This window comes from Hyphomonas sp. (assembly GCF_965284475.1).
Taxonomy (GTDB): domain Bacteria; phylum Pseudomonadota; class Alphaproteobacteria; order Caulobacterales; family Hyphomonadaceae; genus Hyphomonas.
The window spans coordinates 2,929,532-2,950,506 of the sequence record NZ_OZ260087.1 but is presented as its reverse complement, the minus strand read 5'-3'; the positions used below and the strand labels follow the sequence as shown (position 1 = coordinate 2,950,506).

Below are 20,975 nucleotides of genomic sequence, written 5' to 3'. Positions count from 1 at the left end.
GAGGAGAATCCGACCTATCCGAAAGGTCGAAATGCCGTTGGCACTTTGCAGATCAGCACGCAGGATTGACCGAACGGTCCAGCGCCTCCGCTGCAAGGCATATTGATCCCATTGGCCCAGCCTGCTTCCCGAGTTGCGGCATGACGAGATAGTCCAGCATGTTTTCAGCGATTTCATGGCCTGCGCCATAATCAGACAGGGACCGAACAAGGTGCTCCTGAATTCGAGTCAACAGAATTGGTCTGTCCAAGATCACGCCGCCGCCAATAAGGATGCGTTGGGGAAGGCTTGTATAGACGAGGTTGTGACAGAGATAAGCGAGTGCCTTGGCTGCGCGTTCTAATACTGGATGATCTGGTGGTATATCGGGCCCCGGAATTCCAGACCCGGCCTCCAGCGCCGGACCGCTCGCCTGCCCTTCTACGCAATCGCCATGATAGGGACAGGCACCAAAAATGGTATCGACGCCAGGTATGCGCAAATGACCGGCTTCGGAATGACCAAGCCCTGTCAGCGGCTGGCCGGCCACAACCGAGCCCACCCCTACTCCGGTCCCAACAGTGATATAGGCCCAGCTCGCCAGTCCTCTAGCGGCACCCCAGCGACCCTCGGCAATCGCCGCTGCATTGACATCCGTTTGAATTGCAAAAGGCTCATGTCCGGCAAGTGAGGTAAGATTAGCTCCCGACCAAGAGACTTTAGGCGTTCTCACGAGAGTGCCAAGCGCCGGCGACTTCGTATCCAGCTCGAGCGGACCAAAACTCGCAATCCCCAACGCCAAAAACCCGTACTTCAACCGCCATTGATCCAGCACTGTTGCGATATTGCCCAGCGTTCGTTCAGGTGATGTCGTTGGCACGTGGATCTGCGCCTGAATATCGTCAGGACATGTCGCAAGTGTACAAACACACTTAGTGCCGCCAATCTCAACACCTGCAAGCAATGCGTTCATCTTACCAGCACGTATATCCGCCGTCCGCCAAAACGATACTTCCTGTCATCAGGCTTGCAGCATCAGACGCAAGAAAGGCGACGACCGAGGCAACCTCTTCGGGTTCACCCAGGCGTGCCATGGGCGTTGAATCAATCCAGCGCTTGTACATGGCGCCTTCCTTGTCAGCGAATTCATTGAGCGGTGTACGGATATAGGTCGGCGCCACGGCATTGACCCGTACGCCGCGCGGGGCCCATTCGGCAGCCAGTGACTTCGTCAGCTGGTGCACGGCCGCCTTGGAAGCATTGTAATAGCTTTGTCCTTGAGGACGATTGACGATGAAACCGCTCATCGAGCCGACATTGACGATACTCCCCTTGCCGGCGGACAGCATATGCCGCCCAAAAGCGCGCGCACACCAGAACGTTCCGTTCAGATTGACGTCGATGACATTGAGCCAGTGCTCATCGGCAACTGTTTCGGCTGGTGTTTCGCTTCTCGCAATTCCGGCATTGTTGACGAGAATGTCAGCCCCGCCTTCTTTTGCCAGTTGATCCGCCACTTCGGTGACACGCGCTGAATCGGTAACGTCCATCACCACACCGCGTGCTTCACCACCCAGCTTTGCAACGGCCACATCCAAGGAATCGCGCGAAAGATCGGCGATCACAATTCTGGCCCCCATTTCAGCGAGCGCCTCAGCGCACGAATAACCAATTCCCGAAGCGCCTCCCGTGATGAGGGCAACTCGGCCATCCAAACGCAACCGTTGCAAATAACTCATCTCGTGCCTTCCCTGGCTTTAGGGCAAGAAATCAGCCGCAGGCATAGCAGGTTCTTCAACCGCTTCACCGATTTCAAGCTGATAGACTTGGCGACCAACGCGACTGAATTCATCCCATGGCAATGTGCCGTTCTTCGCAAAATCCACCCATATGCCGTGTACACGCTGAGCGAGATCCTGGGGCGGCTTCTCACCGGTCATACCTTTGGGGCCGGTCGTGATTGCCAATGTGTCGAACACAAATGGCAGTTCCATACCGTGGCTGGCTCCAAGCTGATTCCGGAAAGCCGGTGATCGCCAACCGAATTCGTAAAGATGTGTACGACCGCGATGTTCTTCAGCAAAGCGCCGCGCAGGCCAGCGAAACACGAGGTCCGTCATGGCATCAACCAAAGCCTGGCCGGCCTTCTTGTCTTTCGATTTCAGACCATATGCCTTGAGCACTTCTCGCGCCTTGGGTAGGGACTTGCTCAGAACATAGGTAGCGAGCAAACCGCCGACCTTGTCGCGCATGCCTGTCGGCACAAGGTACAAATTCATCTCTTCGGCATTGGTCCCGATAAGCACGTCGATGTCAGCGCCGACCCCCTGTTTGAGCGCCTCTAGTGGCTGTTGCGGGAGCACGTCATCCCCGTGGACGGGTACGAAGCGGCTGATACCGAAGACCGGATCGCGGCCATCCCTATTACGCAGATCAAGCAAGGTTGTCGGCTGCGAAACTTTTTGGACGGCATCGAGACACGCCTCGATCGACGCCGTCTCGAAGCCAGCTTTTGTCGCAGGGACATTCAGGAATTTGGCGACCTTCCTGACGAGCCTTTGCGCGACGTCGATATCTCGGGTCATGGCACCATGACCACTCTGGACAATCGCTCGTTGGAACAGGTCTTTCGCCATGGGTGAGGTAATCAGATTTGCCACGGACATAGCACCTGCTGACTCGCCAAACACCGTGATGTTCGAGGGATCGCCACCATAGTCCGCGATATATTCCCGGACCCATTCCAGTGCGCATATCTGATCCCTAAGACCGAGATTGGTTGGCACGCCTGGGATTGGAAGGAACCCCTCAACGCCGAGACGGTAGTTGATCGAGACACAGATAACGCCATCACGGGCAAATCCCCGCCCATTCTGCACCGGCGCGTCCTTGCTGCCGACGACGAAGCCTCCTCCATGAATAAAAACCATGACGGGAAAACCCGAAGATTCAGCCGCCGGTCGCCAGATGTTCAAGGTCAGATAGTCATCGCCCTTGATCCAGCCTTCTCCCACAAGCGGCACAGTGTCGAGACCGGAGAAATCATTGAGACGGTGGGGCGCATTGGGCCCCGGGACTGTCGCATCTCGAACATCGCTCCATGGCTCGATCGGCTGCGGTGCAGCGAAACGCCGTTCCTGAACGGGGGGCTTGGCGTACGGGACACCAAGAAAGGACTGAACCTGATTATCAGCAATTCCCCGCAGGCGGCCGAGAGCGGTTTGCAGTTCAACTGTACGCATTCATCTGTTTTCCTTGACGTCCGACTCTAAGGGTTACCAAACAAATCGCGAGAAAGACCGCTATGCTGATCGGCTTCTTTGCGTTGCCGCTTGCAAGGAGGAATGACTGCATTTCTGCTGGCTCACAGGATAAAATCATCGGCCGTCATCCATTCGCACGAGGTGAGGCGCAGTGAAAATTCTGCTTGAGGATCTGAATCGGTATTTCCTTCAATAGTCGTTTGCCCAATATCGCACTCGTAACGCAATTGTCCCGCAGCGCTGAAAGCACTCTGGTCAATGAACGTGAACGCGTCATCCCAGGGTGTTGCCGGCTTGGCATCAATCCTGGACAGGTCAATCCGGTCGCCTTGCAAGCTTGAGAAATCAGTGATCGAGTCCTCGCCGCCGATTGGCGTGTCACTTTTGTCAAACCGGAACAAATCCGCGCCGGCGCCGCCTATGAGAAGGTCGGCACCGTTTCCGCCTCGCAATGTGTCATTGCCTGCCATGCCCATAATCGCATCCGCGCCATCGCTACCGTCAGCAAACAGATCCAACAATCCTGGTGGACCATAGTTTGCGCTATACGCGGGACCAGTCCCTGACTGCGCATCCATAGCAGACAGGACGCTAATTTTTTCGGCCTGTGATAGCCAATCTGGCAGTCCGATGCCGCCCGCGTAAGTTGTCGGCCAATGCGACGCAAATGCGTTTCGCGGCAGGCCGCTAAGCCCTCCGAATTCATCAAATGATGGAAGATAGTATGTCGTGCCCACTCGCAGGAGGCCATTGATAAGCACCGGATCATTGGCCGCGGTGAAGTCTGTGAAACGTCCTTCCATGACCGCAGGATCGAGGCCGAAATGCGCGGCCGCCGAAACACCCCAGTTTGGTGCGCCGAACGCCACGAAGTCGGTGTGCGCATCGGTATAGGCTGCGCCCTGAGTGGCCAGCCCATAAGCCAGGATATACTGTGCATACCCGGCGCCGAGCGAGTGACCCGTGACGTGAAACCTTGCGCTACTATACGCTGGCTCATCCAGCATCTCCTGATAGAGTTCGGAAGCACGGTTGGCCTCGTCCAGCGGCAGTCCAAGTAATATTGCTTCGCCTTGAACAGCATCAGCACCCTGAGCGCCTGCGAAAGCGAGCACGACATCGGTAACCTGCCCCAACGGTGTTCGCTTTTCGACAATACCGGCGAAAAAGTCGCCTTCCGCCGTTCTCTCAACGATTGCATTCGCATAGCCGCCAGCCAACTTGATTGCTGACGTGGTTGGATCCTGGTCGAGTATTTGCCAACACGCGCCGAAGTAGACTGTCTCGGTAAGCGACACGGAATCAAAAAGAACGATTGGCTCTTCTGTTGCAGTGATGTTGCCCTGTGCCCCGGCTGTACAGCCGAGTCCGAGCGCAGCAATTGACAGTGCAACACCAAAAGCGATTGGACGGTTCACTTGATTTCTCCCTCGATCGCACATTGATTGTGCTTATTGCGAGCAAGTCTATATCGAACCCTGCGAAACCAAATGACGGTGTTAGCTGATCTAGTATGCCAATCGGCAATAAGAGTGTGCTTCGCTTCTATTCAGCGCCGCTCCAGAGAAATATTAGCGCGCAGGCAGTGAAACGGTGTTGTCAGCGAAACCGGACTTGAGGTGACCAATCCTAGCGTTTAGCCTCGGAAAATGGCCACGACCCCGTTCCGCTACTTCAAAACCTCGCCCGAGATCATCCAGCTTGGCGTGCTGATGTATGTCAGATTCCCCTTGTCACTTCGCAACGTAGAGGACTTGCTCCACGAACGTGGCATCGATGTCTGCCACGAAAGTGTCCGTCTCTGGGTCGAGCGGTTCGGCACGTACTTCGCACATAAGATCATGAAACGGCGCTCGAAATCCATGCGGCGCAGCCCGCAATGGCAGTGGCGTCTGGATGAGGTGTTCGTCAAAATCCGGGGCGAGCGCCATTATCTCTGGCGCGCCGTCGACCATGAAGGCGAAGTTCTGGAATCCTATGTCACGAAGAAGCGGGATAAGGCTGCTGCGTTGAAATTCCTCAAGAAAGCAATGAAGCGATACGGTAATCCACGAGTAGTCGTCACGGACAGATGCCCTTCTTACCGGGCGGCGATGATGGTGATCGGAAACGAAGGCCGCCAGGAGACTGGCCAGCATCTCAACAATCGAGCCAAGAATTCTCACTTACCATTCCGAAGACGGGCGCGAGCCATGTCCCGCTTCCGGCGCATGCGAAGTCTGCAGAAGTTCGTTTCAATCCATTCATCAGTGCACAATCACTTCAACTTCGAAAGTCACATCAACTTCAGAATATGGTTCAAACAGAAACGAGACGCCGCGCTTCGCTTTTCGTCGCCTGACACCTGCCTGCGCGCGAGTAACGGCGACTGGTTCGAATTAGCCTGGCACCGCCTTGCAAAGAGCCGGAACAAGGCTGCGCCAATGAGACTTTGAAACGCTTCGCGGACGGGCGCGCTTATCTTGCGGATTATATCCTCAGCAGCACGCGGCCCTGTTTCCCGCGCGTTGCAAAGCGGTCGAATGCTGCGTCTGCTTCAGCAATGTTGAAGATGCTGTCGATTGCGGCGCGAAGGGCGCCTTCTTCCGTCAGTTCGACGAGACGCGCGAGACGCGAGGGAGAGGTCTTCAGCATCATCAGGAAGGCGGCGCGGCGGGATGAAAACCAGGATCGGACCAGACCGGCTGGATCGGAAGTAGGATTACTGGACACATACATGCCCGAGCGACTGAGAAATGGTGCCGCTGAGCTGAACGACAGGCGCGCCGGTGTGTCGATGATGAGGTCGTAGGCGTCGCCCGGTGACAGTGCGGGGCTTGTTTCATAAGGCCTGAATTGGTGAGCGCCCTGTGCGCGCACCCAGCTTTCATTGGCTGCCGAGGCGACTGCGGTCACGTTGACGTCCCGGCTGGCGGCGAGCTGAACGGCGTAGGCGCCGAACCCGCCGGCGGCACCGATTACGAGGCAGGACTGCGCGGGGGCGACAGGGCAGAGGCGTTCCAAGACCTCCACTGCCGTCAGGCCCATGACGCACAGGGCCGCGGCGGATTCATCGTTCAGGGAATCCGGGATTGCGAGGATGCCGCTTTCCGGCACGGCGGCAAACTGCGCATGCACCCGCGGGCCGTTCAGCACGGGAGCGTATCCCATGACCCGCTGGCCGGCGCGAATGCGCTTCCCGGATGTTCGGGCGACACCGGCGAATTCGAAACCCGTGAGCACAGGTCCGTCGCGCCGGAAGCGCTTTACCTGCCCGCCCCAGCCTCCTGCCCTGACTTCAACATCCATCTCATTGATCCCGGCGACTTTCACCTCAACCAGGATTTGTCCCGGCTTCACTTCGGGGACCGGCAGACCGACGATGCGCGAGGATTGCGTGTCAGGATCGACAGCAAGGGCGCGCATCATGACAGGGACTCGATTCTGACGCCTAAGGCCCGAAGGCGGGCGACAGCCCTGTCCGGGTCGATGGCGGATTCCGGGAAAACCAACCCTTCAGGCGGCGGATCACCGTCCAGTCCGAGCATACGCTCTGCGCCGATCAGTACGCCGAGCGCGGTCAGGTGAGCCTGTCCAAGTGGATCGGTGACGAGGGTGCGGCGATGGGTGGAGGCACCGCCCGCCTTGCTACCTGTAATGTCGATGTAGAGATCGTGCGAGGCCGCACGTCCGGCTGTCGTTCCGAGGGAGTCGCCGGACCCGAGATCGAAGCGGACATCCGTCGCGCCGGTCATGGCGACCAGTGCCGGCGTATCCAGCACGCCCATAGGCATGGCATCGAACGGCGCCTGGTTCGCCCGCGAAACCGACCTTGCGGCATCCGGCGCGTGGACATCCCGCCAGCGGCCATTTTGTCGGATCAGGGCCTCGCCCACGAAGCCTGTGGCATCCGCTTCCGTCATGGGACCTATCGGGTCGGCATAGTCATAGAGCGCGGCCATCTCGACACGGTCGACGGTGTCGAAGCTGCGCGCGGCAGACAAAGCTGCAAGTGTCAGCGCGCCTGCCTGCCAATGGCCCAGCATCATTGCGGGCCGCCGGGCGCAGGCGGCGGCCGTGATGGCGCTGGACGCCATGTTGTCCACAGTGCGGGTGATGCCGATATGACCTGCACCAGAACGGAGCGCGGCAGCCAGAAGGGTATCGTCCGGATCCTGCAGAGCCGCGATGACCAGATCCACAGGGCCTGCCGCCGCGAGCCCTTCGGCGGGATCGGCAACATCTAGTCGTACCAGGCTGGCGCCGAGCCTGGTGGCCAGGGCTTTGCCGGAATCGGGACTGCGGCCGGCCAGCACGATGTCCAGATCGTGCCCTGCTTCGCGCAGGACTGTTGCGATGCTTGAGCCGATAAGGCCCCAGCCGCCGGCGATCAGAATGCGGGCCCTCAAAGCGACACCGACATGCGGTATTCAGACGGGAAGCCGTGGTCCCTCGACAATTCGGGCGACCGGAGTTCTGCAAGGATGGAAAGGCCCATCGCCTGATAGAAGCTCACGGCTGGATTGTCGGAGAGAACGTCCAGTTGCAGTTCCCGGAACCCCTGCGCCCGCGCCCGCACCATTGCGGCTTGCAGCAAGGCTTTGCCGAGGCCCTTTCCTCTGTGTTGCGGGAGGGCGGCCAGGGCATGCAGGTAATACACATCATCGGGGACATGGGCGTTGAGGTAACTGGCCTTTCCGGCCCGCACCATCAACCCCGCCAGTTCATCATAGCTCGCCTCTCCCCGAGCCATCAGTTCCGGTGCCATCGCCGCAAGATTTGCCTTGAATGTGTAGAAGTTCGGGCCTGCGAAGCCGAGTTCAATTCCCAGCAAGTCTCCGTCTTCGATGACGGCGGTGGTGCAGGCGGCGCAAAACAGCGTTTCGGGACGGGCCCATGACGCCGCAACAAGCCGTTCCAGAAGGCCATTGGTGCCAAATTGGTAATCGTAACTGACCGGTCCGGTGGCGCGTACAAGCTGCGCAATGAGCGGCGCAAACCGCTTCGCCTCACCTTCACTCAAGGTTTCCGTTTGCACTGTGGCAATTGGCATGTACATCTCCAAACATTGTTACCTAAAGTAAGTTACGATTCGTAAGTTACTTATAGTAAGTATGGAGTCAACGGGAAATCATGTCTGGGAGACGTTTGCCGCGCGATCAACGCCGGACACAGTTACTCGAAGCCGCCGCCGGGATTGTGCGGGCCGAGGGCGCCGATGCGCTGACGCTTGCCCGTGTTGCTGAGTGCGCTGGCGTGACCAAACCTATCGCCTATGAACACTTCGAGACCCGCACCGGATTGCTGAAGGCTCTCTATCGCCATTTTGATGCGCACCGGATTGATGCCACTCTGGCAGACTTGGAACATCGTGCTGACAGTCTGGATTCCGCCGTCCCTATCCTCGCAGCGGCATATGTTGATTGCGCACTCGAGAGCGGCTCCGAGTTTGCGTCCATAGCGGCAGCGCTCGCCGCGACAGGAACGAAGGATGAGTTCGGCTTCGAATTGCGAGAATCGTACACGGATCTTTTTTACAACGCCCTGACTCCGTACAAGGCTTTTTCGTCAAAGGATGGAAGGGGTATGATGCTGGGCCTGATTGGCGCGGCTGACGCACTGGCGCAAGAAGCGGTTGCCGGGCATATCGGTCGCAAGGCCGCTGTCGCGGCGCTTACCCGGATCATGCTGGGTGTGCTGGAAAGCTAAGCGCCGCGCGGTGAAGCCCGCCGGCATTTGAATAATCGTGCCGCAAATCCCACCACTCGTTCAATCGACTGTGGTCAAAGTCACTCCGGCAGAGGCCGCGCAGGAAATCATTCGCATCCTGGGCTGTCACTGCATCGTCTCCTGTCTGACTGCCGAGGAACTCATCCAGTTTGTAAAAACGTTCAAGGATGCCCAGCGCTTGCCAAATCGGCATAAATAAATCAGGTCTGCCGTTGCTGGCGTGCGGTTCACTATCCGTACGATACAACAAGCGTCCGTGGCGGTTAGCGGCCATGATCAAGGGGAAACACATTGACGATCAGAGCCAGCAGGCAAGGTGAGGGGCCCGTCAAGCGCGCCATTCGCAATGCTGGCTGGCTTCTGGCTGGCAAAGGCGTCGGTGGCATATTCAGCCTGGTCTACCTGGCGCTGGCTGCCCGCAGTCTGGGCGCAGAACAGTTTGGCGTATTTGCGCTCATCCTGTCCTACGGCCAGGCCATATCAAACCTGGCCCAGTTCCAGTCCTGGCAGACGCTTGTCCGCTATGGTGCTGTGCATGAGGCCGCAGGAGACCACGACAAGCTGGCACGGGTCATGCGCTTCACGGCCCTTCTCGACCTGGGGGCAGCCCTTGCAGGGGCAGTGCTCGGCGTGGCGGGCGTTTACCTTGTAGGCGCGCAGTTTGGCTGGTCTGATAGCGAGCAGACGCTGGCAATGCTGTTCAGCCTCTCTCTCCTGTTCGGACTGCGTGGTACACCAACCGGTATCCTGCGCCTGTTCGACCGCTTTGACCTTGCAGCCTATGCTGAAACGGTACTGCCCGCGATGCGCCTGGCAGGCGCGCTGGTCGCCTGGATGACCGGAGCGTCGATCCTCGGGTACCTGGTCGCCTGGAGCCTTGCCGAACTGGTGACGACTGCCGCGATCTGGTGGGCCAGCCTGCGGGAAGTCAGTCGCCGCCGCACCGGCCGCACGGCAAACAAAGGCCCAAGGCTCCGAGGGGTTGTGCACGAAAATCCCGCCATCTGGAAATTCGCGTGGGCGACGAATATCACGACATCCCTTAGCCTCGTCTGGAAGCAGTTTCCTGTACTGGCGGTCGGCTGGGCGCTGGACAGCGTTGCGGCAGGCGGCCTGAAGATTGCCACACAGCTGGCTGGCGCACTGCACAAGCCAACCCTCGCACTTGCCCGGTCTGTCTATCCCGAACTCGCCAAACTGGCCGTGACCGGGCCCGAAGAGATCAGGCGGGTGGTCTCACGTGCGTCAGTTGCAGCCGGCCTGGCGGGCATGCTCGCACTGGTCATCGTCGCAGCGCTTGGTCAGTTTGCCCTGCAGCTGGTGGGCGGAAACGCCTATCTCTTTGTTTATTCTGTCCTGATTGTCCTGACGCTCGCAGCGGCATTCGAGCTTGGCGGTGTCGCCATCGAGCCGGCATTGGTGGCGCTCGGCAGGCCAGGACAGGTCCTGATGGTCAGAGTGATCGTCGCGGCGATATATGTGGCGCTTCTGATCTGGATGGTTCAGGCTTTCGGCCTGATTGGCGCGGCCTGGGCCACCGTCTGCAGCTCCGTGATGCTGGTGGCCTGCCTCTATGCGGCATTCAGGCGTGCGGTGGACACGCCGCCCAGTCGCACGGTCGTACCGGACACGACTGATCGCGCCTCCTGATCAGAAATACCTATAGGTTGAAACCGCAACGCTTTGAGTGAGACCGGTTCATTTTGACGGTTCGCATAGACAGGCGAAATCATCCGCATCTTGCCGATTCTGTAACAAATATGGCAAAAAAAGACGCTACTTCCCATTAATATGCGTCGTTTGGCTTGACGATACATGTCAATATTGTGACTTCAATAGACAACACAGCGTGCTCATATCGCTTCAGTAGAATTTTGGTCAAAGACTCGGGGGTAGTGCGTTTTGGAGCCAACCGTAACGACGGCAGGTATCGGGCTATGCACGGGAACATTCCAGACAATATGTGAAGCGCTCGATTATGCAGCCGAGGGCAATTCCGGCGTCAATTTCTATTCTTCAGATGGAAGCCTGACCGCTCGCCTCACCTATGGCGAGCTGCGACAGAACGCAACGGTCATGGCTGGCCAGCTGGCGGCCGCCTTCCCGCGCGAATCCCGTATCGGCCTTGTCGCAGAAACGTCTGCTGACTTCGTGACCGCCTTCATGGCCTGCCAGTATGCTGGCATGGTGCCTGCCCCGCTCGGCCTGCCGGCGGCCTTCGGTGGACGTAAAACATATGAATGGCAGGTCGGACAGATGGTCCGGCAAGCCGGGCTTTCGTCCGTGATGGCGCCCGTCTCCGTTCGTGACATCCTCACCTCGGCGCTTGCCGGAACATCAGTGCCCGTCATTGACCTGTCCGGCTCCGACCTTCCAGCCCGCACCGCAGCCGCCAGGCCGCATGGCCCGGACGACCTGTCCTACATCCAGTTTTCATCTGGCAGCACGAGCGAGCCAAAGGGCATTGTCGCAACACAGGCCAGTGTTTCGGCGAACTGCCGCGCAATCATCCAGGAAGGCCTCCAGGTGGTTGCAGGCGACCGGGCGGTGTCCTGGCTGCCGCTCTATCATGACATGGGACTGGTCGGCTTCTTTATCGCCCCGATGTATTCCCAGTTGTCGATCGATTTCCTGTCCCCGACGGATTTTGCCCGGCGTCCCGGCACGTGGCTCAAACTGATCAGCGAAAACCGGGGCACGCTCTCCTACAGTCCGAGCTTTGGCTACGAGCTCTGCGCACGCCGTTATCGCGGCGAGACGCTGGATCTGGCATCATGGCGGGCTGCAGGGATCGGCGGCGACATGGTGCGCAGCGAGGCGCTGTCGGCCTTCATGCAGACGTTTGCGCCATCAGGCTTCAGCCCGTCTGCCTTTGTCTCAAGCTATGGACTGGCAGAGGCCACGCTGGCCGTGTCGTTTGCCCCGCTCAAAGCGGGCTTACGCACGGACGATATCGACCTGGCAAGGATGCAGACTTCCGGCCGCGCCCTGCCCGCGTGCGACCTCACCCGCGAAGGTAGCGCCCGGACATTCGTTTCCAGCGGGCGTCCGCTGCCTTCGCTTGACCTGCAGATCGTGAGTGACGCCGGCGCGACGCTGGGTGACCGGCAAGTGGGCCGTATCATTGTTCGCGGTCCGTCCATCGCTGCAGGATATTTCCGCGTTGATGAGCCCTTGCAGCCCCTTACCAATGCGGATGGCTGGCTCGAAACCGGCGACCTCGGCTACTGGAATGAAGGTGAAATCGTCATTACCGGGCGCTCTAAGGACCTGATCCTCTGGAATGGACGTAATATCTGGCCACAGGATATTGAATGGGTTGCGCAGGAAACGGGCGGACGGAATGTCGCCCGCTCGGCCGCGTTCGAGGTTCAGGATGAAACCGGCGCGACTCATATCCTCCTGCTCGCCGAATGCCGCTCTCGTGACGAGGCCGTTCGGACTGAACTCAGCCGCGACATATCGGCTGCAGCCCGCGCGGCAACAGGTGCTCCGGTGTCTGTCGAGCTCGTCCCTATCCGCTCCTTGCCGATGACCAGTTCCGGAAAACTGAGCCGGGCAGCCTCGCGCATCGGCTTCCTGGCCGGTGATTTTGTCGAGCAAAGGGATGGTCAGAGCGCCCTGCCGGCCGTTGCGGGCATAAGCGGGGCCTGACCAGCTATCGCCAGCGCATCATGCCCGACCGCAACCGCATAGGCCTGACAGGCGCGACCGGCTTCGTCGGTCGGCAATTATTGCCACGGCTGCTTCAGCAAGGCGCGTCGGTGCAGGCCCTCGCGCGCCCCGCACCCGGGCGTAACATGGATGCTCAGCCAGGCCTTGAATGGGTGACTGGTGATCTCGCCTGCACCGAAGCGCTGGAACGCCTGACGCAAGGTACAGACATTGTGATCCATCTTGCAGGCGCCACCAAGGCGCGCAACCAGGCGGCATTCCATGAAGTCAACGCGACCGCAACGGGACGACTGGCCGGGATCGCGCGTCAGGCCGGGGTCAAACACTTCATCCTTGTCTCATCCCTTGCCGCCACGCGCCCCGGCGTCTCGGCCTATGCCGCGTCAAAGGCCGCCGGAGAGCGCCTTGCCTGCGAGGCAGCCGGCACGATGCCGGTGAGTATCATCCGGGCGCCAGCGGTGATCGGCCCGGGAGACATGGCGACGCATCAGATGTTCAGGCTTGTCGCCAAGGGCTTTCTGCCAGTACCGGGGGGACAGGCCAGGAATTACAGGTTTTCGATGATCGACGTTGAAGACCTGGCGGCGCTACTGACCCTGCGAGCGCTTGATCGTACGCCGCAGGCTGCCCTGATTGCCCCTGCCAGTCACCTGAACGTCCAGTGGCAGGATATAGCAGGCAGCGCTGCGCGAGTAACAGGGCGCAATATCCGCATGGTGGCCGTACCTCGCCTTCTATTCAGCACTGTAGGCATTGTTGCAGATAGCGCGGCGCGCCTCACCGGCAGACCCCACGTTTTCTCTTCCGGCAAGGTACGAGAATTGCAGGCAGGCGACTGGCTCGCCGATAGCGTAGTCGATCTGCCGACACCGCTGGACACAACGATGACACGCTGTCTTGCCCCTTTTCTGGATTCTGATACGCCCCACCTTCTGCACCGCACTGGAAACGACGGGAGAGATAAGTGAAGATGCAAAATTCCGACGTCTTTGCAGACGTGTCCAGGATACTCAAAGCGCATGCGCATGCCGACGTTCCAATTACCCTGGACGTTCGCATCAGCGCCGATCTCGAGATCGATTCAGTTGAGATTTTCGATATCGTCATGGAGATCGAAGACATCTATGACATCAGCTTTCCGGTTGAGGCCGCTTCCGGTATCGATACGGTTCGAGACCTTGTGGAGACTATCGGGCAATTGACCAATGTTTGACAGCGGCATGAAAAACAACGATATTTTTGAAAAGTTCGAAAAGCTCTCCGAGCGCTATCGTGGCGTCGCAGACTTGGGAACGCAGCCCTTTGGCATGGCGTTTGATGAAATCCTGTCGCCTACCAGGGCGCGGGTGGGTTCGCGCGAGGTCATTCTGGCCGGGACCAATAATTATCTTGGTCTGACCTTCTCGGATGCCTGCACGACAGCCGCCAAGGCAGCCATTGACCATCATGGCACCGCCACAACCGGCAGCCGACTGGCCAATGGCACATTCCGTGAGCACATCGAACTGGAAACAGCCCTCAAAGACTATTTCGATGCAGCTTCGGCCATCGTGTTCACGACCGGGTACCAGGCAAACCTCGCCGCCATCAGCGCCCTTGTGGGGCGCGGCGATCATTTGCTGATCGACGCCGACAGCCACGCCTGCATCTATGACGGATGCCGCCTCAGTGATGCCGAAACAATCCGGTTTCGCCACAACAGCCCGGAAGACCTGGCCAAGCGGCTGTCACGGCTGCCGGATGAAGGCGCGCGGCTGGTCGTGGTCGAGGGCCTTTACTCCATGCTGGGCGATGTTGCCCCGCTGGCTGAGTTTGTCGATGTCGTCAGCGAGCACGGCGCGTACCTCTATGTGGATGAGGCTCATTCTGTGGGATGCTACGGTGAACGCGGCCGCGGAGTTGCACAGGCGCAGGGCGTTCTCGACAGGATTGATTTCCTGTCAGGCACGTTTTCCAAGAGCTTTGCCTCGATTGGCGGCTTTTGCGTCTCACGCCATGAATCCTTCGAATACACGCGGCTGGTCAGTCGCCCTTACCTGTTCACAGCATCAGGCTCGCCGGCCAACATTGCTGCGGCGCGCGCAGCGCTGACCGTAATTGCCGGAAGTGCAGACCTTGGCAAACGCCTTTGGGATCGCGCCAACCAGCTCCACTCCGGCTTACGGGCAGCAGGCTTTGAGCCCGCCTCGGCACCCGGACCCATCATCGCCCTGCCTAGGGCGGACGAGGTGACAGCCGTACGCGAATGGAATGCGCTTCTCGAAGCCGGCATTTACGTCAATCTCGCAGTACCGCCGGCAACGCCGCAGGCCAGATCCCTGCTCAGACTGAGTGTGTCTGCCGCTCACAGCGAGGGCGAGATCAACCAGATAATTGCGGCTTTCAAGACCCTATCGGCGCTCATTAGCCAGGCCTGACAGTTCAGCGGAAGGCACCGGCCCGGAAGAGTCGCCAGGCCAGCACTGGCGCATGCAGTACGGGGTGCTTTCGCTCATTTTCGCTAACGTCCAGCTTCACGCCGGAGTGGCTTTCGACCTTTTCAAGGATGTAATCGAGTCCCGCATCGAAGGTCGCAGCGGCCTTCAGGACGCGCACGGCTCCCGCGGGTTTGCCGATCACTCGCCGCAGGAACCAGCGCATCCGGCACAGCGCGGCCGCCACACCGTTGCCCGTCGGCGGCAGCGATTGCTCCGCGAAGATCAGGGCCGTGAGGTTGCGGTAACGGGCCTCGAACCGGCCAGCGATTTCGCGCGCGCGCGCCCCGGGCGTTTCCGGGCGCAGCTCCGTGCGGTAACTTTCGGCCAGTCCCCTCACCCACGGGTCGAGCGGCTGGACGGGGTGATCCAGCATCGGCGCAACTTCCCTGGCGAGCTTCACGCAGGCAAGCGCCAGCGTGTCGACAAGGGAATTGTAAACGTCCGGGTCGTCGGTAATGATGGTTGCAGGCTGCGCGAAGCGTGCCCAGAGCATCGACTCGAACGCGCCGCCACGTGTCCGCCTATGGAAAGCCTTTTCCGAGACGATCGCGTACTTGCTGCGCAGGCGTACGCCGTCGGCGTCCCGGATCTCGAGGAAGTGGACACTTGGCGGGATGAGGAATGAGGCGAGCTGTTTCAGACCGAACCCGTGTATCGCCCGGTAATTGTCGACGATGACATAGAAGTCCAGCATCTTGTCGGCTCGCTCGCCCATACGCAGGGCGGAGCCGTAAAAGACCAGAGCCCGAACGGCACCGGGGTGTTTCGCGCGGATTGCATCTGCCATGATGACAGCTGCCTGGTTCAGCGGCAGCTGGTCGGCGCGTATGATCTCGCGCAAGCCTTGGAGCAATATATCCTCTTTCATCTCATGAACCTGATCGGCGGCGTGACACCCACACTAAAAAGCTCATCCTCCGGCGCAGGCAGGATTTCACCATCGAGCATGACAGGACCCTTGTATTCCAGGCTGATCCCGTCAACTCGATGGCTGACCAGTCCGTGACGCACCATATGGCGCCCCGTCTGCCCGGTCATCACTTTCAGCAGCGCCATGTGCAGGCCCCGGATGGGCCAGCTGGCATGCGTGAACGCAATCGGCGCGGCCCCCTCTCCCCAGTAGGGCCTCAGGCGCAGGCTCAGCGTCGGCAGCGTTGTCATGAGGCTGAGCGCATGGTCGCCGTTCACGCGGAATTGTGACGTTGTGGCCGTCAACGGGCTGGGGCGGAGCAGCGGCTCACCATCCTGGCCAAGATGCCGGCTCGGCGACACCATGAACCGGGCAAGAGCCCCTGCGATGGCGAGTGAGCCGCGATGCCCCTCGCCGTGCAGCTCCTGCTGCGTGTACACCATGGCGCGTGCAAGGGACCCGGTCGACAACAGGAACCCGATCGCCGGATTTGCCAGCGAGGCGCTGTCGATGGCCAGTGCCTGAGGCCGCGCAGTGGCAAGCCTGTGGTCAGGGCGCGCGCGCTGCTGAATATAGCCAAGCGCCGCTTCAGATGTTTTCAGTTTGAGACCAAAGACCTTGTAGGCAAGATTTGTGCTGCCACCCGGCAGGATGGCAAAATCAGGCAAGACATCGAAACCCGCCCCTGGCGCGAGGCAGGCCGTCAATACGGCCTGCAAGGTGCCATCTCCGCCCTCGACATATATTTGCCGAACCCCCTGCCGCGCGAGGCCTGCCATCTGCGTCTCAAGCTGGCCCATGCCATTAAACTGCACCAGCAACGCATCCTGCATGTGCCGGGCTGCAGCCCCCAGTACGGAGCCCTTGCGAAGGACAGTATGGCTCCGCGGGTTAACGACCAGCCCGACCGGGGCACTCATTTTTGGACTTCCCGGCCGAGGGCCAGCCACAACCCGGTCATGGTCAGCCCGAGTATTGGCAAGGCGACTGCAAGGATGGCGCTGAAGCTGCCACTCTCCGCCAGCGTCTTGAGCACACCGTCGGTAACCATGAATATGAAGCCCCCCGCCACGCCGCCCGCCAAAGCCATGTCGCTGCTGTCACGCCTGCCATAGAGCTGCATGATTGGCACCGCGAGAATGAGGAAAGCAAATGCGGCAAGAGGCAGGGATATACGGTGCAGAGCCCAGAGCAGGTAGGCGCTTGATGGGCGACTGCCAGAGCCGCGCATCCGGTTAAGGGCCAGCAGGTCCGCGATGCCAAGGTCACGTGGCTCGGTCAGCAGAAGCCGAAGGCTGTCGGGGGTCTGTGGGCTGGGCCAGAACGTATTTACCACTGCGGGCTGTCCGTCGAATCTCTGTTGCTCCGCGTTTTCAAGCTGCCATCCGCCCGCTGCCGGGTTCGCTGCCTCGGCCGTCGTGACAGCGACCACAGCGCCCTCAGCATCGCGTTCAAAGATGGTGATGCCCGACAGGCGTTCATTCTGCATTCCGGCCACCTCGACGAGCAACCGGCCATCCGACAGCCACATGCGCTCAGGCGTCTGCGAGTTCTCGGCCAGGGCCGAGGTGCCCAGCCAGTTTTCCAGCGTCTTGTTGGCAATGGGGTTGACCTGGTCAATCAGGACTGCCGACACGATGCCAACAACAATAACGGCCGGTGCGAGGGCGCGGATCTGGCCAAAGACAGACAGGCCCGACGCTGAAATGATGACCAGTTCATTTCGCCGGTAAAGCGACGCATAGGTCAGCAGCACGGCCAGCAGGATTGCAAACACGAATGTCCGGTCAAACAGGATCGGCATTCTGAGGACCATGTATTTCATTTGCCCGATAAAGCCGGCACCATCCGGAAGCCGGTCAGCATTACCGAGGGCATCGAGCACACCCAGAAGCGTGACCATGCCAAATATGGTGATGAACAGGCGCTGCAGGAATAGCGCCGACAGGTAACGCGGAAGGCGGCTTGTCATGTCTGCGTCGTTTCGCTCAAGCGGGTCGCCAGTGGCGGACTCCATCTCCGCCGGATCGGCCTTGGCCCAAGCAGTATGCGGCCGTGCGCGAGGCGGCGGAACATGATGAGTGCCGCCAAGGCAAGGGCCAGGACGACGGGCCAGAATCCCGCCCATGCCGGAATGGCACCGCTTTCAGCCAGCGCGAGGCCATACTCCAGCAATTTCTGGACCGAAAGTAGGAGCAGGATGCCGATCACGATGCCGCCGGACCGCGGCGTGCGCCCAAGGTTAAGCCCGAGGACCATGCCAATCAGGGGCAGAATGAGCAATAGCGCCGCACGGCTCAGGCGGTCATGAAAACTGGCAACCGCAAGGACAGGGTTGATCGCGGTACTGCCCGCGCCATTTGAGGCCGCGATGAGTTCCGGTAACACGAGTTCGCGCTCATCCTCGCCTCGATCCCGGAATTCGCCATCGGACGTCGGCATCGGCCAACTCAGCTGACCATAAGAAATCAGGTTATTCGTGGTGGATTCGTCTGGATTCCTGAAGGTGCCACCTGCACCATTATTGAGCGAAATGATGATGGTGCCATCCCCGGCCTCTTTCAACTCGCCGGTCTGCCCCGTCAGGAAGTGGCGCGCGCCATCGGGTTCGGTTTCAAGGATGAAGGTTTGTCCCAGATTGCGTTTCGAGGACTCCACATGGTCGGTCCAGACAATACGGTCCTTGAGCTGGACGAACTTGCGCTCCTGAAAGGCCGTAACTACGGACTTGTGCTGCAGGTCATGCACGATCTGCCGGTAATTATAGCGCGACAGCGGTTGCAGGAACCCCGATATGAACAAGGACAGGACGGCCAGCATGACAGCCAGCCCGAGATAGGGCATGACGATGCGGTACAAAGACACGCCCGTCGCCATCAGGGCCACGATTTCACCAGAGCGGCTTAGGCGGTCGATGGTGATGATCATGGCGATCAGGAATGCCCCCGGCAGGGCCAGGTCGAGGTAATGAGGGATGAGATTTGCCACCATCATTCCGGCCGCCACCGCTGTATTGGTCGAGCCGGAGACGATCTCGATGATGCGTATGAGTCGCTCGAGCAGCAACAGGGCGAGTGCGAGAACCGTCAGCCCCGCAAATAGCCCCAGACAGCTTCGCAACAGATAGCGATCAAGTTTCACGAGCATTCCCGGCGCAATCTCCCATCACGCGATTTTGTAGTATTGCGGAAGCGCCCAAACGTTTCATCTGCTGCAGGCTTCCATTGATATGAGTGTCGCCTTAGCATTACTGAAGCACAACTGTAACCGATACGTCACATTTGGAGCATCGGGATGAAACTTTTAAAGGCAATGTTCTTTTCCTTGCTCGTTCTGCCGGCAGCCGCCATGGGAGACGATGGAACGGACCTGGATATCCGGCCGCATGAGGCAGCGGCCGTCTGCGGCTCGCAGGCTCCGCAAATCCAGGTTGATGTTGCGGGTGTGGGGACCGGAGGCATTTTGACAGTGGAACTGTATGCCCCCAGCGACCGCGACTTCCTCCGAAAGAAATCAAGGCTGCACCGAATTCGTGTGCCCGCTCAGGAAGGAACACAGACCGTGTGTTTCGATATCAGCGGCGCTGGCAGCTACGCGCTGGCGGCCTATCACGACAGGAACGGCGACCGCCGACTTGCCCGCAAGTGGAACCAGATGCCGGCTGAACCCTTTGCCCTGTCGAACAGAAAGCCGCTGAAGTTCGGCATGCCGCGCTTTGAGGACTCCGCCTTCCAGGCCGGCAATGACACCACTTTCGTCCGGCTCGAGTTACAGAAATGAGCAGTGACACGCAGGTCGGCACGGGGCCTACGCTGGCGGGGTCCATATCTGTCCGCGCGCTGGAAACGGCTGCCGACAAAAAGGCATTCCTCGAAATTCCCTACACGGCCTATGGTCATCTTGCAGACTGGCGTGCACCACTTCGGTTCGAGCGGGCAGCGCAGATCGATCCCGCCAGGAACCCGGCACTTGCGCGCATGGAACATGTCCTGATGGTCGCGCGCCGCGGCAGCGAGGTGGTCGGGCGCGTCGCGGCTTTCATTAACCCGGCCCACCTTGAAACGCACAAGGACGCAACCGGGCATTTCGGCTTTCTCGACACAATTGCGCCAGACGATGATGTCATCGGTGCTCTCATGCACGCCGCTGAGGACTGGTTGCGCTCACGCGGCATGAAGCGAATTGCCGGGCCGTTCAATTTCTCTGTCAATGAGGAATGCGGTTTGCTGGTGGACGGCTTTGACAGCCCGCCAGTGATGATGATGCCGCATGGACGGCCAGATTATGCACCAGCCCTTGAAGCACGTCAGTATACCAAGGCGATGGATATGTATGCCTACATGTGCCAGCTCGGCGAGGCGTATCGAGTGCCCGAAAAGATCCGCAAGCTGAAGGAGGCATTCGACCAGGACCCCGGCCTCGAAGTGCGCATGATGAACCCGCATGACTACAAGGGCGAGATCGATCTCATTCTCGGCATCTTCGACGATGCCTGGTCCAGGAATTGGGGCTTTGTGCCATTCGGCAGGGACGAGATCACGCACATGGCCAACGAGTTGAAACCGCTGATACGACGCGACGGCTTGTGGATCGGCCTGATCGATGGCGAACCGGCCTGCTTCACATTGGTGCTGCCAAACCTGAACGAGGCGACGGAGGGGCTGGATGGACGGCTCCTGCCTTTCGGCTGGCTCCAGTTGCTGCACCGCCTGAAGCTGCGCGGCACACGGACGGCCCGTCTTCCGCTAGCAGGTATGCGAAAGAAATTCCACAAGACACGGCGCGGCATGCTGACCATGGTTGCGAGCTGTGAGGCGGCATTTGCCGCCCAGCATGCGCGGGGCGTCCGGGAGGTAGAGGCATCCTGGATCCTCGAAACCAATCGGGATCTCCACAATCTCGTGTCCATCTATGATGCGCCGCGCTACAAGACCTACCGCATTTACGGCAAAGCCCTGTGAC

General features: G+C 59.7%; 20 protein-coding genes and 1 pseudogene. 9 read left to right on the top strand and 12 right to left on the bottom strand.

Going from position 1 to position 20,975, the window contains the following annotated elements; genetic code table 11:
• Window positions 1-52: 52 nt before the first annotated feature.
• The 4 genes from ACQ66M_RS14310 to ACQ66M_RS14295 all read right to left on the bottom strand — a co-directional run bounded on the left by ACQ66M_RS14310 (window position 53) and on the right by ACQ66M_RS14295 (window position 4,660).
• Window positions 53-952: an ROK family protein gene (locus ACQ66M_RS14310; RefSeq protein WP_430404660.1), complete on the bottom strand. Its 900-nt coding sequence runs from the start codon at window positions 950-952 to the stop codon at window positions 53-55.
• 1 nt (window position 953) lies between these two features.
• Window positions 954-1,718, bottom strand: coding sequence for an SDR family NAD(P)-dependent oxidoreductase (locus ACQ66M_RS14305; RefSeq protein WP_430404658.1), 765 nt, complete (start codon window positions 1,716-1,718; stop codon window positions 954-956).
• An 18-nt stretch (window positions 1,719-1,736) separates the two neighbouring features.
• The gene (locus ACQ66M_RS14300) at window positions 1,737-3,221 is read right to left on the bottom strand and encodes a carboxylesterase/lipase family protein (RefSeq protein ID WP_430404656.1); all 1,485 of its coding nucleotides are present in this window, start codon (window positions 3,219-3,221) and stop codon (window positions 1,737-1,739) included.
• 122 nt (window positions 3,222-3,343) lie between these two features.
• Window positions 3,344-4,660 (bottom strand): M10 family metallopeptidase C-terminal domain-containing protein, encoded by a 1,317-nt coding sequence (locus ACQ66M_RS14295; protein ID WP_430404654.1) that lies wholly within the window; start codon window positions 4,658-4,660, stop codon window positions 3,344-3,346.
• 231 nt (window positions 4,661-4,891) lie between these two features.
• Between ACQ66M_RS14295 and ACQ66M_RS14290 the strand changes: the two are divergent.
• A pseudogene (locus ACQ66M_RS14290) lies at window positions 4,892-5,566 on the top strand (IS6 family transposase); the annotation flags it as partial.
• 145 nt (window positions 5,567-5,711) lie between these two features.
• On the opposite strand, the gene ACQ66M_RS14285 reads toward ACQ66M_RS14290, so the two are convergent.
• From ACQ66M_RS14285 to ACQ66M_RS14275, 3 genes are read right to left on the bottom strand one after another with little or no spacing between them, the layout of a single operon-like run.
• Window positions 5,712-6,650 (bottom strand): NAD(P)-dependent alcohol dehydrogenase, encoded by a 939-nt coding sequence (locus ACQ66M_RS14285; protein ID WP_430404652.1) that lies wholly within the window; start codon window positions 6,648-6,650, stop codon window positions 5,712-5,714.
• Complete coding sequence (locus ACQ66M_RS14280; protein ID WP_430404650.1) at window positions 6,647-7,630, bottom strand: hypothetical protein; 984 nt, start codon at window positions 7,628-7,630, stop codon at window positions 6,647-6,649. Before ACQ66M_RS14280 ends, ACQ66M_RS14285 begins: the two co-directional genes overlap by 4 nt.
• Complete coding sequence (locus ACQ66M_RS14275; protein ID WP_430404648.1) at window positions 7,627-8,274, bottom strand: GNAT family N-acetyltransferase; 648 nt, start codon at window positions 8,272-8,274, stop codon at window positions 7,627-7,629. The genes ACQ66M_RS14280 and ACQ66M_RS14275 overlap by 4 nt, the downstream gene beginning before the upstream one ends.
• Before the next feature lie 80 nt (window positions 8,275-8,354).
• Here ACQ66M_RS14275 and ACQ66M_RS14270 point away from each other — a divergent pair, with 80 nt between their 5' ends.
• Window positions 8,355-8,930, top strand: a complete 576-nt coding sequence (locus tag ACQ66M_RS14270; protein ID WP_430404646.1) for a TetR family transcriptional regulator — start codon at window positions 8,355-8,357, stop codon at window positions 8,928-8,930.
• Here the strand turns inward: ACQ66M_RS14270 and ACQ66M_RS14265 are convergent.
• Window positions 8,905-9,231, bottom strand: a complete 327-nt coding sequence (locus ACQ66M_RS14265; RefSeq protein ID WP_430404644.1) for a hypothetical protein — start codon at window positions 9,229-9,231, stop codon at window positions 8,905-8,907. The two genes, ACQ66M_RS14270 and ACQ66M_RS14265, sit on opposite strands and share 26 nt — an antisense overlap.
• A gap of 11 nt (window positions 9,232-9,242) precedes the next feature.
• On the opposite strand from ACQ66M_RS14265, the gene ACQ66M_RS14260 reads away from it, so the two are divergent.
• The 5 genes from ACQ66M_RS14260 (at window position 9,243) to spt (ending at window position 15,043) form a co-directional block, all read left to right on the top strand.
• Complete coding sequence (locus ACQ66M_RS14260) at window positions 9,243-10,601, top strand: lipopolysaccharide biosynthesis protein (RefSeq protein WP_430404642.1); 1,359 nt, start codon at window positions 9,243-9,245, stop codon at window positions 10,599-10,601.
• Window positions 10,602-10,853: 252 nt separating this feature from the next.
• A complete protein-coding gene (locus tag ACQ66M_RS14255) occupies window positions 10,854-12,605 on the top strand; it encodes a fatty acyl-AMP ligase (RefSeq protein WP_430404640.1) in 1,752 nt (583 codons plus the stop codon).
• 20 nt (window positions 12,606-12,625) lie between these two features.
• Window positions 12,626-13,594 carry an NAD-dependent epimerase/dehydratase family protein gene (locus ACQ66M_RS14250; RefSeq protein ID WP_430404638.1) on the top strand — a complete coding sequence of 323 codons (969 nt, stop codon included), beginning with the start codon at window positions 12,626-12,628 and terminating at the stop codon, window positions 13,592-13,594.
• 2 nt (window positions 13,595-13,596) lie between these two features.
• Entirely contained in the window at window positions 13,597-13,839 is a 243-nt protein-coding gene (locus ACQ66M_RS14245; protein WP_430404636.1) for an acyl carrier protein, read from the top strand.
• Between the two features lie 7 nt (window positions 13,840-13,846).
• On the top strand, window positions 13,847-15,043 hold the full coding sequence (gene spt, locus ACQ66M_RS14240; RefSeq protein ID WP_430404634.1) for a serine palmitoyltransferase: 1,197 nt from the start codon (window positions 13,847-13,849) through the stop codon (window positions 15,041-15,043).
• A 4-nt stretch (window positions 15,044-15,047) separates the two neighbouring features.
• On the opposite strand, the gene ACQ66M_RS14235 is transcribed toward spt, so the two are convergent.
• The 4 genes from ACQ66M_RS14235 to ACQ66M_RS14220 are packed head-to-tail and all read right to left on the bottom strand — an operon-like array spanning window position 15,048 to window position 19,160.
• Window positions 15,048-15,944, bottom strand: a complete 897-nt coding sequence (locus ACQ66M_RS14235; protein WP_430404632.1) for a hypothetical protein — start codon at window positions 15,942-15,944, stop codon at window positions 15,048-15,050.
• Window positions 15,945-15,967: 23 nt separating this feature from the next.
• Window positions 15,968-16,933: a diacylglycerol kinase family protein gene (locus ACQ66M_RS14230; protein ID WP_430404630.1), complete on the bottom strand. Its 966-nt coding sequence runs from the start codon at window positions 16,931-16,933 to the stop codon at window positions 15,968-15,970.
• The gene (locus ACQ66M_RS14225; protein WP_430404628.1) at window positions 16,930-17,985 is read right to left on the bottom strand and encodes an LptF/LptG family permease; all 1,056 of its coding nucleotides are present in this window, start codon (window positions 17,983-17,985) and stop codon (window positions 16,930-16,932) included. Before ACQ66M_RS14225 ends, ACQ66M_RS14230 begins: the two co-directional genes overlap by 4 nt.
• Complete coding sequence (locus ACQ66M_RS14220) at window positions 17,982-19,160, bottom strand: LptF/LptG family permease (RefSeq protein WP_430404626.1); 1,179 nt, start codon at window positions 19,158-19,160, stop codon at window positions 17,982-17,984. The genes ACQ66M_RS14225 and ACQ66M_RS14220 overlap by 4 nt, the downstream gene beginning before the upstream one ends.
• 147 nt (window positions 19,161-19,307) lie before the next feature.
• On the opposite strand from ACQ66M_RS14220, the gene ACQ66M_RS14215 reads away from it, so the two are divergent.
• Window positions 19,308-19,793, top strand: coding sequence for a DUF2141 domain-containing protein (locus ACQ66M_RS14215; RefSeq protein WP_430404624.1), 486 nt, complete (start codon window positions 19,308-19,310; stop codon window positions 19,791-19,793).
• On the top strand, window positions 19,790-20,974 hold the full coding sequence (locus ACQ66M_RS14210; protein ID WP_430404622.1) for a hypothetical protein: 1,185 nt from the start codon (window positions 19,790-19,792) through the stop codon (window positions 20,972-20,974). Before ACQ66M_RS14215 ends, ACQ66M_RS14210 begins: the two co-directional genes overlap by 4 nt.
• Window position 20,975 lies beyond the last annotated feature (1 nt).